Raw genomic sequence first — 14,809 nt, forward strand, 5'->3', positions numbered from 1 at the left:
ATGACAATGTGAAACATGATAACTCTGACATTTAATTACTTATCCATCATAACCTTTATAAGTAGAAAAGTCAATGGTAAACATCACTATTCTAAAAATAATGATAAAAACTGCCTTGGTGCCGTTTTCTTATGGTAAAATAGTGCGTATGAATAAGAAAAAATTAAGCATTTTGGCTGGAGCCTTACTTGGTCTGGGACTCACAGCCCTAGCTGCTCAGGCCGCTTATCAGATTGGTGAAGTAAAGAAAGCTCGTCGCATGGCAGATATTAGGGCTTATTTTAGCCAATTTGGCGATATTCAAGTGGTTTATATCAATGAATTTGAAGGTGACCACGAATTTTCTGGTGGGGTAGCTCTAACGGATGGACGTCAATTTGATTTTGTTTATGATCAAGGCGACATTATTGCGCAGGAGGTTGTGGTATGAGGAAGGCGAGAGATTACGAAGATATTCATGAGGCGATTTCTTTAGGTCAAAAAACGGTTTTACTGTTTACCGCCGATTGGTGTGGAGATTGTCAATACCTCTATCCACTCCTAGAAGCAATTGAGGCTGAAAATTCAGAGTTTCATTTCTTACAAATAGATCGTGATGACTTTATGGATTTAGCGCAAAAATGGGATATTTTTGGGATTCCCAGTCTGATTGTGATAGAAAATGGTCAGGAAATTGGTCGTTTTGTGGATAAAAATCGTAAGACTAAAGAAGAAATCACTACATTTTTGAAAGGATTATAATAAAAATGATTTATACCTATAACAAGGAATACGTCGGTGATGTGCTCATGGTTATTGTTAAGGAAGATAAGGGGCAAAAGGTTGCTGTTGAGCGTCGCGGGAAGATTGCGCGTGTTTTCCTTGAAGCCTCTGGTGAGACTGTTGCTTGGAATGTTTTTGAAGTCTCTAGCCTGGTTAACCTTGATGGAAATGGTCAGGTCTTTTTGACTGAGGAGCAGGTAGCTGTTTTGAACTCTGAGTTAGCTAAGGAAGGATTTTCAGAGGAACTTATCGTAGACAACGCGCCTAAGTTTGTTGTCGGGCAAATCCTTGAAATGGTTGCTCATCCAGACAGTGATCACCTCAATATTTGCCAGGTTCAAGTGGCTGACGATAAGACGGTTCAAATTGTGGCTGGTGCGCCCAATGCAGCTGTTGGTCTCAAAACGATTGTCGCTCTTCCTGGTGCTATGATGCCGAGTGGTAGTCTTATTTTTCCAGGTAAATTACGAGGGGAAGATAGCTTCGGAATGATGTGTAGTCCACGTGAGTTGTCGCTACCAAATGCACCGCAAGTCCGTGGCATCATTGAACTAGATGATAGCGCCGTGGTCGGCGAAGCGCTTGATGTTGCCAAGCATTGGGGGAGATAGAGGATATAGTGTATAAAGTAGAATACTGTTGGATCATTTCCGACAGTATTTTTTTATTTCTCCTCCATTCTTTCAAATGTTTTTCGAATAGATAGTTAGGAGGAAATCTTATGTATAATAAAACTATTTTGATTGGTCGCTTGGTGGCTACGCCTGAAATGGTGAAGACCTCTAATGATAAGTCTGTGGCGCGTGTGACTCTGGCTGTTAATCGTCGTTTTAAGTCTAAAGATGGTGAACGTGAAGCAGATTTTATCAATGTGGTCTTCTGGGGCCGTTTGGCAGAAACGTTAGCCTCTTATGGCACCAAGGGAAGTTTGATCTCATTGGATGGTGAGCTACGGACACGCTCTTATGAAAAAGATGGGCAAAAGCACTATGTGACGGAAGTTATTGGGCATTCTTTCCAACTCTTAGAAAGTCGTGCTCAGCGTGCCATGCGCGAAAACAATGTGGCAGCTGATTTGGCTGATCTTGTTTTGGAAGAAGATCTGCCTTTCTAATATCCTAGTGGCTTCCACAACCTCATTTCTTAACTCGGAAGCAATGATCGCATGTTCGTGCGGTCTTTTTTTATGACAAATATCACTAGTAAGCCCTTACAAAAAAATGGTATCCTCCTCTAAAGGAGGTTCTGCATGGTTAGTGTTATTTTTAGTGATGTTGATGGCACCTTAATTAACGATGAGTTAGAGGTGACGCCTCGGACGCGAAAGGTTTTGTCGGTAGCGGTAGATGAGGGAATTCTGTTTGTGCCTGTTTCGGCTAGAATGCCTGAGGCGATTAAACCTATTATTGCGGATTTTTTGCCCAAAACACCAATTATTTCTTACAATGGAGCCTTTATTCAAGATGAAAATGGTCATAAAATCAACTCCTCGCCCATGCCTGTGGCAGTTGGAGTAGCGATTTGCCGTTATTTAGAAAACAAGCATCCAAAGGTTGCATGGAATGTATACAGTGGTGAAGAGTGGCTATCTCAAAATCGGGAAAACAAATGGATCAAACGTGAGGAAGAAGTTGTAGCTATCGCTTCACAAGAGGCTGATATCACAAAGATCTCAGAACTGTCTGAGATTCATAAGTTATTATTGATGGGTGATCCTGAGGAGATTTTAACTGTGGAGGCAATTTTAAAAGAAGCTTATCCAGAACTATCTATTGCCAAGTCTTACTCCTATTATTTAGAAATCATGGCTTCAGGAATCCAAAAGGGGAGTGCGATTCTGCGGTTGCTTGATTATTATGGAATCGATGTGACAGAGACCCTTGCTTTTGGGGATAACTACAATGATCTGGACATGTTAGAAACTGTTGGCCAAGGCTATGTGATGGCTAATGGCCCTGAAGCAGTTCGCCAAAAAATAGGCAAGGTAACCTTGGATAATAATAGCGATGGGATTGCAGAGGTCCTAGAGGGGTTACTGTTTTCACAAAAATAGGCTTTTGACGGAGTGATAAAAATGATATAATCGTCACAAATGCTATCGTAGGACAATGATCGGAGAAGTATGCGCTCAATTAAAACGATTTTAGGGTTTTTGTTAACCTTGATGGTTCTGGTTTTAACCACGGTTGTTTATGTGAATCAAAAGATAGATAAGGTCATGGATAGTCGTTTGAAAGTGGGGACAACTTATATGACCATGAATAATCCCTTTTACCAGATTATCAATGCTGAAATTGAAAAAGTGATTACTGAAAAAGGGGGAACCGTTTATACGCGAGATCCTGCTTTGAATAGTCAAAAGCAAGTAGAACAAATCCAATACTTCATCGATCATAGTATGGATGTGATCATCTTAAATCCGGTCAAAAGCGATGATCCAGCGACACATCGGATGGTGAAAAAGGCAGAGAAATCTGGGATAAAGGTCATTGTCGTAGACAGTCAACTTTCTAGTAGTGTTAAGACAACGTCAACCATTGTTTCGGATAATTACCAAGCTGGTGTGCTCCTTGCAGAGAATCTTCTGTCCAAGCGTGACAATGCTAATATCCTTTTATTGGAGCATCGTGATGCCGTTTCAGGGAATCAGCGCATTCAAGGTTTTGTTGATAGGATTTCTAAGTATGCTCATTACCATATTGTTGGACGAGAAGAGAGTCTTGGTCAAACAGAGGTAGCTATGCCAGCTGTGGAGAGTTTTTTGAATGACTCTCAGCCCTTTGACGTGGTCATGGCTCTCAATGATCTGGCAGCGATTGGAGCTGTAGCGGCTTTGGATAAACATGATGTTAAAGAGTCGGTTTTAGTCTACGGTATTGATGGGTCTCCTGATATGAAAAGTCTGTTAGATACCACTGATTCGGTGGCAGCAACGGTGGCTCAGTCTCCGATCACTATGGGGCACCAAGCAGCTCGCCTATCTCTTAGAGCTGCTAAAGGGAAAGCTGTCCCTTCTAAGGTGGTGGTACCGGTGGAGTTGATTACCCAAAAAAACATAGACCGTTATGATCTCAAGGGGTGGCAATAGTGAAACGATTGAAATTAGTACAGTTTAGCAAATATCTGCTTATGGGAATTAATTTTTTAGCTGTTATTTTCTATGCCTCTGTTTATCTTTTTTCGACACAGTTAATCAGCAACAGCGGTGATAGTCATGCGCTTCTCGAGAAGTTGACGGCGGTTCCCTACAAGCCGAGTTTCATTTTTATCAGCTCTGTGACCTTCTTTTTTACCTTAATGGGAGTGATTTGCTATCGTGATTATTTGAAATCTCAAAAATTGAGTGAATTTTGGGACAAGTGGGTTGTTTTTGAGTTACTGACTACCATTGGATTATTAATCAGTTTACACTTTTCTTATAATGGTTTTCTCCTGTTGGTTTTTGCGGATGTCTTCTATCATTCCAAGGACCTCTATACCTTGCTGGATAAACGCTATTGGCTGGTCTTTCTTTTTCTTAGTTTTGGTCTGCTTTTGCTGACGGATGTCAATGTTATTTCATCAATTATGCCTTTGCCAGCGGTTGATACTTACCTTAGTTTTTTGCCTTTTTACTGGCGTATTTCGCTGATTGTTATCAAAAACTTACTGAATTCTCTGAATTTGATTGTTTTTATTGTGTCATTGATTTCTTATATCATGTATGCCATCACGGAAAAACACCATCTCGAAGAAGAGGTACGCATGGTGTCTCAAGTCAATGCAGAATTAAATAGCTATATTGCTTTGACGGAGAAAATTACAGAAGATAGAGAACGAAAGCGTATCTCGAGGGAAATCCATGATACTTTAGGCCATGCTTTAACGGGTATTTCTGCTGGAATAGATGCTGTTCGTGTCTTAGTTGATATTAATCCTCAAAAGGCTAAGGAGCAACTAGGGAGTGTTTCTGAAGTTGTGCGAGCAGGCATTGTTGATGTTAGGCGGTCCTTGAACAAGCTCCGACCGGATGCTCTAGAAGGCAGAACCTTGAAAGATGCTCTTTGCAAAATTATCAAGGAATACCAAGAGATTTCGCAGATTACGATTCATTTTTCCTATGAATGGGAGACCATTGACCTCAGTGTTGCAGCTGAGGATGTGATTTTCCGGATCGTACAAGAGTCCATAACGAATTCGGTCCGTCATGGTCATGCTAGTCAGGTAGATATTCACTTGTATGAAGCAGATGACTACATGATGACCATACAAGATAACGGTGTCGGTGCAGAAGAGATCACTTTTGGTTATGGCCTTATGCAAATGCGAGAACGTCTAGCCATTATTGGTGGTTCAGCAAACTTTAATGGCGAACATGGATTTACTACCCAAATTCATCTCCCCAAAGGATAAAACAAGGAGCAGTTAGATGATAAATGTAATGATAGCAGATGATCAAGAATTGATTCGAGAGTCCCTGTCCATCGTTTTGTCAGCACATGATGATATTAATGTTTTAGCCTCTGTCGAAGATGGTTTTTCAGTTTTATCGGCTCTGGAAAAGGCTGTTCCGGACGTGATCTTGATGGATATTCGGATGCCTAGAATGGATGGTGTGGTCTGTACCAAAGAGGTTAAGCAACGTTACCCTAAGGTCAAGATCATCATATTAACAACATTTGATGATGATGAGTTTATTTTTTCGGCATTGAAATATGGCGCCTCGGGCTATCTTTTGAAAGGTGTTTCGATGGACGAACTCTACCATGCCATTCAGACAGTTTATAATGGCGGTGCTATGATTAATCCGGATATTGCTACTAAAGTCTTTAAAGCTTTCTCGCAAATTCCTCAACAAGAAACCACCATTACAGTTGACGAGACAGAGATTTCTCATTTGTCCAAAGCAGAGTGGTGAATCATCCAACAGGTGGGTTTTGGTTTGTCTAATAAGGAAATTTCCCAAAAGTTATTTTTATCTGAAGGCACGGTGAGAAATTACCTGTCTAACGTCTTGTCAAAATTAAATTTAAGAGATCGTACACAGCTGGCGATTTGGTCAGTTCAGACGGGTGTGACGACGAAAGACTTTGGGAGAGATGATGGTTAAGAAAAAATCTTTTAAGATTGCTTTGCTTGTCGTTTTGATCAGCTTTCTTTCTGCTATTCTTTATTGGTTTAGTCGTCCCAAAGAGGTCAAACTTTATTTAGGTATTCACGAGGGGTCTAGTTGGGATGTCCCACAGGGACAAGACAATCGTGTCTTGGATGACATTATTGACCGTTTTGAGAAAGACCATCCTGGCGTTGATGTTGTCTATGAGAGTGGCATTCGTCAGTCTGATTGTTCGGATTGGTTAGCTGAAAAGATGGCCAAAGGAGAGGAGCCAGATCTTTTTATGGTTCCAGATAAGGATTTTAACTTACTGGCTTCTCTTGGCTCCTTAAAAAACCTAAAACCATTTGTTAGCAAGAACTTTGACGATGATCGTTTTTATAAGGTGTCCTATCAAGCGGGTAATTATCATGGTGACCAGTATGCTCTGCCTTTTGAGAGCAATCCGATCATGATGTGTATTAATAAGGATCTGTTAGAAAAGTCGGGGTTTAGTATTCCAGAGTCCGATTGGAGTGTTACAGATTTTTACAAGATGGCTAAGGCAGTTACCAAAGATGTTGATGGCGATGGGCAATTAGATCAGTTTGGCCTTGTCGACTATGAGTGGCAAAATGCTATGGCTGCCTATGGGAATCCGATTTTTAATGCTAATGGAGATCAGGTACATCTCAATACCACTGCTACTAAGAACGCCATGATTCTGATGATGAATTTGACTTCCTTATCTGGCAATTATGAGGTATCAGCTCAGGATTTTGACCAAGGAAAGGTTGTCTTTAGACCCATGACCTTAGCGGAATACCGGACCTATAAGCCTTATCCTTACCATATCGCCAAATACACAACTTTCGAGTGGACTTGTGTCCCAATGCCAAGTGCAAGAGCAGAATCACAGGCGACGCAAGTTGAGACATCGCTCTTTGCTATATCAGATCGTACGAAAAAAGCGGCATTGGCCTGGGAATTGTTGCGATTATTGACTTATGATAATGACTCTCAGCAAGCATTGGTCAAACAGTCTCAAGGAGCTTCTGTTTTAAAAACAGTTATGACTTCACAAGAAACGCAACAATTACTACAGGAAGATACTTTTGGAAGTGATTCTTTAACGGCTCCGATGCTGGATCACACCTTACGAGATGGCTTTAATTTGCCGAAATTTAAACAGTTTAATGCGGTTTATGAGGAGACAGACTACTTAATTAACCAATCTCTTAAAAATGGCACGATTGAAACAGATCTTGCAATGATTGAAAAGAAACTAGCACAGAGTCTGCGCTGAGTATTGTTAGCTCGTGTTCTGCTACCAAGTAGTAGAACATAAGTACCTAGTAGTCTTTTCTAATAGGCGATGAAATTTTACTTAACAAAGAGTTTGAGGTTGGGCTATGTGCCTAACCTCTTTTTAATGTTTCAATGGCGGATATGACAAATGTCATTTTTTCTGATGACATCTTTCCATATATAAATATGACATCTAGCAATTAAAAAACGCTTCCAAAACAACTAGAATAAAGGTAACAAAAGGAGAAAAGATATGAAGTATTTAGTTCTTGTCAGTCATGGTGGCTTTGCAGAAGGGTTAAAAAGTTCCTTAGCCATGTTTGCTGAAGATAAGATGGATCAGGTCATTGCAGTAGGGCTCAGAAATGGTTCTTCAGTTGATGAGTTTGCCCTCGAGGTACGATCGGCTCTTGGGTCTCTTACCCTCGAAGATAGTGTAGTAGTCTTAGCAGACATCGTAGGTGGTAGCCCATTAACAACGGTTTTGGGTGTCTTAGATGAAAAAGGTTTGTTACTAACAGCGACTGTTTTGGGAGGGATGAACCTTCCTATGGCGGTGACATCGGTTGTTATGAAAGATGCTCTTGAAGGAGATGATTTTGTAGCGGCTGTACTGCCGGAAGCATCCGCAGCCTTACAAGAATTTAAAGTGGGCACAGAAGATGAAGATGATGTCGAAGACGACGATATCTAATGATTAAGTAAAAAGAAAAGAGGTAATTATTATGTCAGTGACTTTTGTACGTATTGATGATCGTATGATTCATGGTCAAACCGTAACCCGTTGGGCAAAAGAATACCCTTGTGATGGCTTGATTGCGGTTAATGATGCCGCAGCGGCTAATAAGGTCTTGACGCAGGCTTATAAAGGTGCTTCTGATAAAAAAACATTTGTGTGGACAGTCGATGCTTTTGGGCAAAAATCACAAAAGGTTTTGGATTCCGATACGCGCTATTTTGTCATTACTAAAAATCCTATAGACATGAAAAAAATCTTGGTAGATCAAGGTTTTGTACCAGGAGACGTTAAAGAAATTATCGTTGGACCAGCTAACGATCGTCCGGGTGCCATCAAGCTTGGCAACAACCAATCGATTACGCCAGAAGAAGCAGCTGCTATTGAAGAGATTGAAAAAGCAGGCTATCGTGTCAAATTCCAGCTCTTGCCAGATGTGTCTATTGGCTACTGGTCAGATTTCAGAAGTAAATTCGGTTATTAATCATTTTAAAAAAGGAGATAAAAGATGGCAATATCATGGTTTCAAGCTGCCTTGCTTGGTCTGTTTGCAAGTTTAGCATCTATGCCAGGTATGGGTGGTTCAAGTATTGGTAACTATACGCTTGGTCGTCCTTTGGTTGGAGGACTTGTCTGTGGTCTCATTTTAGGAGATATCAAATTAGGGATTGTCTGTGGGGTAGCTATGCAGTTGGTTTATATCGCTCTGGTAACGCCAGGTGGTACGGTATCTGCTGATGTGCGTGCAGTGTCTTATATCGGTATTCCACTTGCTATGGTTGCTATTACGGCACAAGGCATTTCCGCTAATTCTGGTGAAGCGGCTGACCTTGCCAAATCAATGGGAACTTTGGTAGGGACTATTGGTACGGTTCTTTTCTACGGTACAGCAACGATGAACTTGGCTTGGCAGCACATTGGCTGGAAGGCTGTTGAAGAAGGAAACTTCAAAAAACTTTATATGGTTGACTGGGGTCTTCCTTGGATTTCACACTTCCTCTTCTCATTCTTACCAACACTTATCATGTGTAAATTAGGGCCTTCAGCTGTAACAGCTCTCCAAGCAGCACTCCCTATGGACGGTATTGCAATGAAAACCCTTTTTACAGTCGGTGCCCTCCTACCATGTGTGGGGATCGCTATCCTCTTGAAACAATTGGTTGAAAAAGTGACGGACTTTATCCCATTCTTTGTTGGTTTTACTTTGGCGGCATCACTTGGCTTAAACTTGGTAGCCAGTGCAGTTATCTCTTTGATCTTTGCCCTTTTGTTCTATGAAATTGATATGGCAAAATTAAAGGCAAATTCTCGACTGGTAGCGGCAGTCGCTGATTTAGAGGATGAGGAAGAAGAGGAGGATATTTAAGATGGCTGATGTAAAGAAAATTTCTAAAAAAACCTTAACCAAGTCCTTACATCACTGGTATTATGGACACCTAACCTGTTTCTCTCAAGAGCACATGCAGACCTTTGGTTATTTGACATCCATGCTTCCTATTGTTGAGGAGCTTTATGATGACAAAGAATCTCAAAAGAATGCCATGCAAACCTATACCGCTTTCTTCAATACTGAACCTCAGCTGGGAACAGTAGTCGTCGGTGTGACGGCTGGTTTGGAAGAAGCGCGTGCCAATGGCGAACCTGTCGACGACGAAGCGATCAATGGGATGCGTGCAGGACTTATGGGACCGGTCGCAGGTATTGGTGACTCATTGATTGTTGGGACCTTGATTCCTGTGCTTTTAGGGATTGCGCTTGGCCTTTCAACAGGTGGCTCTCCAGCAGGTGCAATTTTCTATATTATCGTTTGGAACTTGCTAGCCTACTTTGGTATGCGATTTGCCTACTTTAAAGGTTATGAACTTGGAGATAAAGCGGTAGAATTTCTTGTAGGACCTCAAGGAATCGCTATTCGGAAAGCTATCGGCATTGTCGGTGGTATGGTTATCGGTGCAGTTGCTGCAACTTGGGTATCTGTGAAAACGTCCTTTAGTTTAGGGAGTGCTAAAAATCCTTATTTGGTTTTGCAAGATCAGTTGGATGCGGTTTACCCAGGTTTATTGACAGCGATCTTTATCGTTTTCTGTTGGTGGTTGATGGCTAAGAAAAACATGTCACCGATTAAAGTAATGCTCTTGTTGGTTGTTATTGCTTTAGTTGGGGTACTTGTCGGATTCTTTGATCCAGGCCTATCTTATTAGAGATAAAAATGGAGATCTTATGACAAAACAAGGGATTATCGAAGGGTATGAAACGGAGATTGCTTACCAGAAACACATGATTGAAAATCTGGGGCGCTGGTTTTCGCTACTTTTTATCATAGCTAGCATAGGTGTGGTGATATTTATCTTCTTTAATGGCCACATTCTTTTAAAAATCCTTGGTTTGCTCTTAGTGCTGATTGGGAGTTTAGGTATGCTACTGTTTGGCTATGGCATCTATAAAGGTAAACAAAATGTCAGTAAGGTGATTGATGACCTTGAACAAACATTGAAATCTGTAAATGATTGATTTGTTAAATACAAATATCTTAATGACAGTTATAGTGAAATGGTGCTGTATCCTTGATACAGAAAGTGTCAGTGAGTGAGCCTCTAGATTATCAATGCTGGCAAAATGGATTTCCCCCAATCTATTGACAGGAATAGTATTTTCGTAATGATTCATGCCAATTACAGTACTTTGTAGCTCATACAGTATCAATAAAAAGAGAAGTTAGTCTGGCTAGCTTCTCTTTCTTTTTCAAGGAGCGTATGGCTTTTACGCTTATCACAAGTGATTTCATTTTAGGTATGCTTGAGTATCTCGGCAGATAAATAGTGTTTCATTATTTTTGTTCTTAAAAACATACCGTTTTTGGTGTTTTTTCTTTTGACTATTTTTGACCAAGTGCTATAATAGATTTTGGAATTAGCACTTAGATATGAAGAGTGCTAAAATGAGAACTATTCTCTTTATATTATGAGTACGGAGGCATATATTGATGTTAAAACCTTTAGGTGATCGTGTTGTTGTCACATTTGATGACGTTGAAGAAAAATCCGTTGGTGGATTCGTTTTGGCTGGTGCTTCTCATGAAGCGACAAAAGCAGCACAAGTTGTCGCTGTTGGGCAAGGTGTGCGTACCCTTAATGGTGACTTAGTTGCACCGAGCGTTGCTGTCGGTGATAAAGTTTTGGTGGAAAGCGGTGCCGGCATTGAAGTCAAAAACGGCAATGAGAAAGTTTCCATCATCCGCGAGTCTGATATTGTAGCGATTGTAGAGTAAAGACATAGAAAGGATTTGACCCGACCTGTAATTGTCGGAAAATAGATAGTCTTCCTTGGAGCAGTCTCCAGCGTCAGACTCCTAATTTTCTGTCCAATTACGGGCGGTCTTGGTATCATAATTATGGCAAAAGATATTAAATTTTCAGCTGATGCGCGCGAAAGTATGGTTCGCGGTGTTGATGTTTTAGCAGATACAGTTAAGGTGACGCTTGGTCCTAAAGGACGTAATGTGGTTCTTGAGAAAAGTTTTGGCTCACCACTGATCACAAATGATGGCGTGACCATTGCTAAAGAAATTGAGCTTGAAAATCATTTTGAAAACATGGGAGCTAAACTGGTTTCAGAGGTGGCTTCAAAAACGAATGACATTGCAGGTGATGGGACGACAACAGCAACTGTTTTAACACAAGCTATTGTCCGTGAAGGGCTTAAAAACGTGACTGCAGGTGCTAACCCAATTGGTATCCGTCGTGGCATTGAAGCAGCAACGGCGACTGCTGTTGAAGAGCTAAAAGCTATTTCACAACCTGTTTCTGGAAAAGAAGCCATTGCCCAAGTAGCAGCGGTATCATCACGCTCTGAAAAAGTTGGTGAGTATATCTCTGAAGCTATGGAGCGCGTGGGTAATGACGGTGTGATCACTATTGAAGAGTCTCGTGGTATGGAAACAGAGCTTGAAGTGGTTGAAGGAATGCAGTTTGACCGTGGTTACTTGTCTCAATACATGGTAACTGACAATGAAAAAATGATTGCAGATCTTGAAAATCCATTTATTTTAATCACAGACAAGAAGATCTCAAACATTCAAGACATCTTGCCACTTCTTGAAGAAGTTTTAAAAACCAGTCGTCCGCTTTTGATCATTGCAGATGATGTGGATGGAGAGGCTCTTCCAACACTTGTCCTCAACAAGATTCGTGGTACTTTCAATGTCGTTGCTGTTAAAGCTCCTGGATTTGGTGACCGTCGTAAAGCCATGCTTGAAGATATTGCTGTGCTTACTGGTGGTACGGTTATCACAGAAGACCTTGGACTTGAACTCAAAGATGCGACAATGGCTGCGCTTGGTCAAGCTGCTCGTATTACTGTCGATAAAGACAACACGGTCATTGTTGAAGGTGCTGGTGAGGCATCTGCTATTGCCAATCGTGTAAACTTGATTAAGTCTCAATTGGAAACAACGACTTCAGACTTCGATCGTGAGAAACTACAAGAACGCTTGGCTAAATTAGCTGGTGGTGTGGCTGTCATCAAAGTAGGAGCAGCTACTGAGACTGAGCTTAAAGAAATGAAACTTCGTATTGAAGATGCTCTTAATGCTACACGTGCCGCTGTGGAAGAAGGTATTGTTGCCGGCGGTGGAACGGCTCTTGTCAATGTGATTGATAAGGTAGCTGCTCTTGACCTTGAGGGTGACGATGCTACAGGCCGTAATATTGTCCTTCGTGCTCTTGAAGAGCCAGTTCGCCAAATCGCTTACAATGCTGGCTATGAGGGTTCAGTTGTCATCGACAAATTGAAACAATCAACGCTTGGTACAGGCTTCAATGCGGCCAATGGTGAATGGGTTGATATGATCGAAACAGGTATTATTGACCCTGTTAAGGTGACGCGTTCTGCCCTTCAAAATGCTGCCTCTGTTGCAAGTCTTATCTTGACCACAGAAGCTGTCGTGGCTAACAAGCCAGAACCAGAAAGCCCAACTATGCCAGCAGGCATGGACCCAATGGGTGGTATGATGTAATGAAATAGAAAAACCAACCTTTGAACAAAGCTATTCAAAGGTTGGTTTTTTTAGTGACGAGCTAGTATATCCTCGTAATCTCTCTGTTTATAGCATGCTTGATGCTGCCTTATTTACCAGTCAGAACAAACTAGTAGCATTTTACTGTGTTATAATGGGAAAAACAGGTATTCAGGAGTCTATATGAAACATCTCCCTAATTATCCCCCTATTGTTTCAGCTTGTTTGTTTTTAGCAAGTTTGCTGATGTTTTCCTTATATTTACCACCGCTGTCTGAGCTAGAAGGAGCTGCAAGTTTAGGTCAAATCTATGCCTTTGTTCCAGCTGCTGTTTCTTATGTGATCGGTTTCCCTCTTGTTTTAGTGATGACTATTCTGCATCTTTTAGCAAAAACAGATCAAGGTATTTATCGTATCTTACGCTGGACATACCTTATCATCACATGTCTTATCATTGCCTTTATCTGCTTAAAACCTTTGCGCAGAGAAATAGGCTTACCCATGTTACGTCTACTAGCCAACCAAGGCATCTCAGTCCCCTCGTTTTTAATGTTTACGGCTAGTTTTTTAACAGGCGGTCTCTTTCTTTTAGCTATTCTTCTTTACCGTTCTCGTAAATGATAAAACCACTTTTTTCTTTTCTAGTTTTGTGCTATAGTCGTGAAAAGCTTTAGGAGGTATTCTCATGTCAGTTTTAAAACCAGGAAGTCATTTACGTATCCTTAGCCCGTCGTCATCTATCGAAAGAATTGGTGGTTTCGACGCTAATCTTGAGGCTAAGGAGACTTTGGAAAAACTCGGTTTTTCCTTGTCATTTTCAGAGCATTATATGGAGCATGATATGCTAGGTTCTGCATCGATTGAGAGCCGTGTAGCCGATTTGCATGCTGCTTTCAAAGACCAGACAGTTGATGGCATCCTAGCCACTATCGGTGGTTTTAACTCTAATGAACTCTTGCCCTATTTGGATTATGCGTTAATCGCTAGGCATCCTAAGGTGATCTGTGGTTACTCGGATACGACAGCTGTCTTAAATGCTATTTATGCTAAAACGGGCATGCAGACTTATATGGGGCCCTCTTACTCGAGTTTTAAGATGGAGGGTGGCCAAAATTACCAGTCGGAGAGTTGGTTAAAAGCCCTAAGTCAAACGTCATATGATCTAGAACCTAGCCAAGAATGGTCTAGTGATCCTTGGTATGACCCTAGTCAGTCCCGTCATTTTATGCCGACAGAGTGGAAGGTTTATACAGAAGGTTCAGCAAGTGGCACCTTGATTGGAGGGAATTTATCAACTTTTGGTCTCTTGAGAGGCACTCCTTATGCTCCTAAGCCAGAGCAGTATGTTCTTTTCCTAGAGGAAGCCGAAGAAGATGATTATTTGGACTTTGACCGCCATTTAGCCGCTATTCTACAAGCCTATCCTAGTCCGCAAGCCCTTGTTTTAGGACGTTTTCCTAAAGAATGTGGCATGACTCAAGAACTCTTGCTTTATATTCTGGCTAAACATCCTGTTTTAAAAGAGATTCCTGTCATTTACGATACGGACTTTGCGCATACGCAACCCTTGTTTACGATCACGATAGGAGCACAGGTGACGGTGGATACGAATAAGCTTTCTATCCACATTCAAGAATAATGTTTAACCTTAATTTTTCTAGCCTTTTTACTTGCAAAAAATTATTTGGCGTCTGATTTAGTATAGCTTTTTGATGATATGAAGTGAACTATGAAAGATGCTTACGTGTTAGAAAGTTGAAAGAGTAATAAAAGAAGTCTAAAAGCAGCTGGTAAATAGCGGAGATATAATCCTAACTTCTTTGGTACGCTAATGTGAACAATTTTTGTGTATCTGGCTTTGACCAAGAAATAGTGACCAAGAACAGTTAATACGTTTAAGTATCATGATTATATT

The 14,809-nt window shown here is 41.0% G+C and carries 17 protein-coding genes and 1 pseudogene; all 18 read left to right on the top strand.

The genetic code is table 11. From position 1 onward, the window contains the following. Nucleotides 1–73 precede the first annotated feature (73 nt). On the top strand, nucleotides 74–430 hold the full coding sequence (locus tag G574_RS0108080) for a DUF4651 domain-containing protein (RefSeq protein WP_084677591.1): 357 nt from the start codon (nucleotides 74–76) through the stop codon (nucleotides 428–430). Then, nucleotides 427–741, top strand: coding sequence for a thioredoxin family protein (locus tag G574_RS0108085; RefSeq protein WP_029691762.1), 315 nt, complete (start codon nucleotides 427–429; stop codon nucleotides 739–741). Before G574_RS0108080 ends, G574_RS0108085 begins: the two co-directional genes overlap by 4 nt. Before the next feature lie 5 nt (nucleotides 742–746). Continuing rightward, the gene (ytpR, locus tag G574_RS0108090) at nucleotides 747–1,373 is read left to right on the top strand and encodes a YtpR family tRNA-binding protein (RefSeq protein ID WP_029691763.1); all 627 of its coding nucleotides are present in this window, start codon (nucleotides 747–749) and stop codon (nucleotides 1,371–1,373) included. A gap of 110 nt (nucleotides 1,374–1,483) precedes the next feature. After that, nucleotides 1,484–1,876: a single-stranded DNA-binding protein gene (locus tag G574_RS0108095; RefSeq protein WP_029691764.1), complete on the top strand. Its 393-nt coding sequence runs from the start codon at nucleotides 1,484–1,486 to the stop codon at nucleotides 1,874–1,876. A gap of 135 nt (nucleotides 1,877–2,011) precedes the next feature. Further along, nucleotides 2,012–2,815, top strand: coding sequence for a Cof-type HAD-IIB family hydrolase (locus G574_RS0108100; protein WP_029691765.1), 804 nt, complete (start codon nucleotides 2,012–2,014; stop codon nucleotides 2,813–2,815). Between the two features lie 69 nt (nucleotides 2,816–2,884). Beyond that, nucleotides 2,885–3,850, top strand: coding sequence for a substrate-binding domain-containing protein (locus tag G574_RS0108105; RefSeq protein ID WP_029691766.1), 966 nt, complete (start codon nucleotides 2,885–2,887; stop codon nucleotides 3,848–3,850). Continuing rightward, nucleotides 3,850–5,154: a sensor histidine kinase gene (locus tag G574_RS0108110; protein WP_029691767.1), complete on the top strand. Its 1,305-nt coding sequence runs from the start codon at nucleotides 3,850–3,852 to the stop codon at nucleotides 5,152–5,154. The genes G574_RS0108105 and G574_RS0108110 overlap by 1 nt, the downstream gene beginning before the upstream one ends. 16 nt (nucleotides 5,155–5,170) lie before the next feature. Further along, nucleotides 5,171–5,851: pseudogene (locus G574_RS10935) on the top strand (response regulator). Next, nucleotides 5,844–7,142: an ABC transporter substrate-binding protein gene (locus G574_RS0108120; protein ID WP_029691768.1), complete on the top strand. Its 1,299-nt coding sequence runs from the start codon at nucleotides 5,844–5,846 to the stop codon at nucleotides 7,140–7,142. The pseudogene G574_RS10935 and the gene G574_RS0108120 overlap by 8 nt, the downstream one beginning before the upstream one ends. A 255-nt stretch (nucleotides 7,143–7,397) precedes the next feature. Further along, entirely contained in the window at nucleotides 7,398–7,838 is a 441-nt protein-coding gene (locus tag G574_RS0108125; RefSeq protein WP_029691769.1) for a PTS sugar transporter subunit IIA, read from the top strand. Nucleotides 7,839–7,869: 31 nt separating this feature from the next. Then, complete coding sequence (locus tag G574_RS0108130) at nucleotides 7,870–8,364, top strand: PTS sugar transporter subunit IIB (protein ID WP_029691770.1); 495 nt, start codon at nucleotides 7,870–7,872, stop codon at nucleotides 8,362–8,364. A 24-nt stretch (nucleotides 8,365–8,388) separates the two neighbouring features. Further along, on the top strand, nucleotides 8,389–9,246 hold the full coding sequence (locus G574_RS0108135; RefSeq protein WP_029691771.1) for a PTS mannose/fructose/sorbose/N-acetylgalactosamine transporter subunit IIC: 858 nt from the start codon (nucleotides 8,389–8,391) through the stop codon (nucleotides 9,244–9,246). A 1-nt stretch (nucleotide 9,247) separates the two neighbouring features. Then, nucleotides 9,248–10,081, top strand: a complete 834-nt coding sequence (locus G574_RS0108140) for a PTS system mannose/fructose/sorbose family transporter subunit IID (protein WP_029691772.1) — start codon at nucleotides 9,248–9,250, stop codon at nucleotides 10,079–10,081. A 19-nt stretch (nucleotides 10,082–10,100) separates the two neighbouring features. Further along, nucleotides 10,101–10,391 carry a hypothetical protein gene (locus G574_RS0108145; protein WP_029691774.1) on the top strand — a complete coding sequence of 97 codons (291 nt, stop codon included), beginning with the start codon at nucleotides 10,101–10,103 and terminating at the stop codon, nucleotides 10,389–10,391. 472 nt (nucleotides 10,392–10,863) lie between these two features. Beyond that, nucleotides 10,864–11,148, top strand: a complete 285-nt coding sequence (gene groES, locus G574_RS0108150; protein WP_017770242.1) for a co-chaperone GroES — start codon at nucleotides 10,864–10,866, stop codon at nucleotides 11,146–11,148. A 123-nt stretch (nucleotides 11,149–11,271) separates the two neighbouring features. Next, nucleotides 11,272–12,894 (top strand): chaperonin GroEL, encoded by a 1,623-nt coding sequence (groL, locus tag G574_RS0108155; protein ID WP_029691775.1) that lies wholly within the window; start codon nucleotides 11,272–11,274, stop codon nucleotides 12,892–12,894. Nucleotides 12,895–13,077: 183 nt separating this feature from the next. Beyond that, nucleotides 13,078–13,515 carry a hypothetical protein gene (locus G574_RS0108160; protein ID WP_029691777.1) on the top strand — a complete coding sequence of 146 codons (438 nt, stop codon included), beginning with the start codon at nucleotides 13,078–13,080 and terminating at the stop codon, nucleotides 13,513–13,515. Nucleotides 13,516–13,579: 64 nt separating this feature from the next. Continuing rightward, nucleotides 13,580–14,533 (top strand): S66 family peptidase, encoded by a 954-nt coding sequence (locus tag G574_RS0108165; protein WP_029691779.1) that lies wholly within the window; start codon nucleotides 13,580–13,582, stop codon nucleotides 14,531–14,533. The last annotated feature ends 276 nt before the right edge of the window (nucleotides 14,534–14,809 follow it).

Origin of the sequence: Streptococcus hyovaginalis DSM 12219 (assembly GCF_000420785.1) — a bacterium.
In the GTDB taxonomy this organism is placed as follows: Bacteria; Bacillota; Bacilli; order Lactobacillales; family Streptococcaceae; genus Streptococcus; species Streptococcus hyovaginalis.

What these genes read in the sequence shown, in the direction of transcription:
- groL (WP_029691775.1), top strand. Translation starts at nt 11,272, where the DNA reads ATGGCAAAAGATATTAAATTTTCAGCTGATGCGCGCGAAAGTATGGTT.
- ytpR (WP_029691763.1), top strand. Translation starts at nt 747, where the DNA reads ATGATTTATACCTATAACAAGGAATACGTCGGTGATGTGCTCATGGTT.
- G574_RS0108105 (WP_029691766.1), top strand. Translation starts at nt 2,885, where the DNA reads ATGCGCTCAATTAAAACGATTTTAGGGTTTTTGTTAACCTTGATGGTT.
- G574_RS0108165 (WP_029691779.1), top strand. Translation starts at nt 13,580, where the DNA reads ATGTCAGTTTTAAAACCAGGAAGTCATTTACGTATCCTTAGCCCGTCG.
- G574_RS0108125 (WP_029691769.1), top strand. Translation starts at nt 7,398, where the DNA reads ATGAAGTATTTAGTTCTTGTCAGTCATGGTGGCTTTGCAGAAGGGTTA.
- G574_RS0108085 (WP_029691762.1), top strand. Translation starts at nt 427, where the DNA reads ATGAGGAAGGCGAGAGATTACGAAGATATTCATGAGGCGATTTCTTTA.
- G574_RS0108095 (WP_029691764.1), top strand. Translation starts at nt 1,484, where the DNA reads ATGTATAATAAAACTATTTTGATTGGTCGCTTGGTGGCTACGCCTGAA.
- groES (WP_017770242.1), top strand. Translation starts at nt 10,864, where the DNA reads ATGTTAAAACCTTTAGGTGATCGTGTTGTTGTCACATTTGATGACGTT.
- G574_RS0108120 (WP_029691768.1), top strand. Translation starts at nt 5,844, where the DNA reads ATGGTTAAGAAAAAATCTTTTAAGATTGCTTTGCTTGTCGTTTTGATC.
- G574_RS0108080 (WP_084677591.1), top strand. Translation starts at nt 74, where the DNA reads ATGGTAAACATCACTATTCTAAAAATAATGATAAAAACTGCCTTGGTG.
- G574_RS0108135 (WP_029691771.1), top strand. Translation starts at nt 8,389, where the DNA reads ATGGCAATATCATGGTTTCAAGCTGCCTTGCTTGGTCTGTTTGCAAGT.
- G574_RS0108145 (WP_029691774.1), top strand. Translation starts at nt 10,101, where the DNA reads ATGACAAAACAAGGGATTATCGAAGGGTATGAAACGGAGATTGCTTAC.
- G574_RS0108160 (WP_029691777.1), top strand. Translation starts at nt 13,078, where the DNA reads ATGAAACATCTCCCTAATTATCCCCCTATTGTTTCAGCTTGTTTGTTT.
- G574_RS0108140 (WP_029691772.1), top strand. Translation starts at nt 9,248, where the DNA reads ATGGCTGATGTAAAGAAAATTTCTAAAAAAACCTTAACCAAGTCCTTA.
- G574_RS0108130 (WP_029691770.1), top strand. Translation starts at nt 7,870, where the DNA reads ATGTCAGTGACTTTTGTACGTATTGATGATCGTATGATTCATGGTCAA.
- G574_RS0108100 (WP_029691765.1), top strand. Translation starts at nt 2,012, where the DNA reads ATGGTTAGTGTTATTTTTAGTGATGTTGATGGCACCTTAATTAACGAT.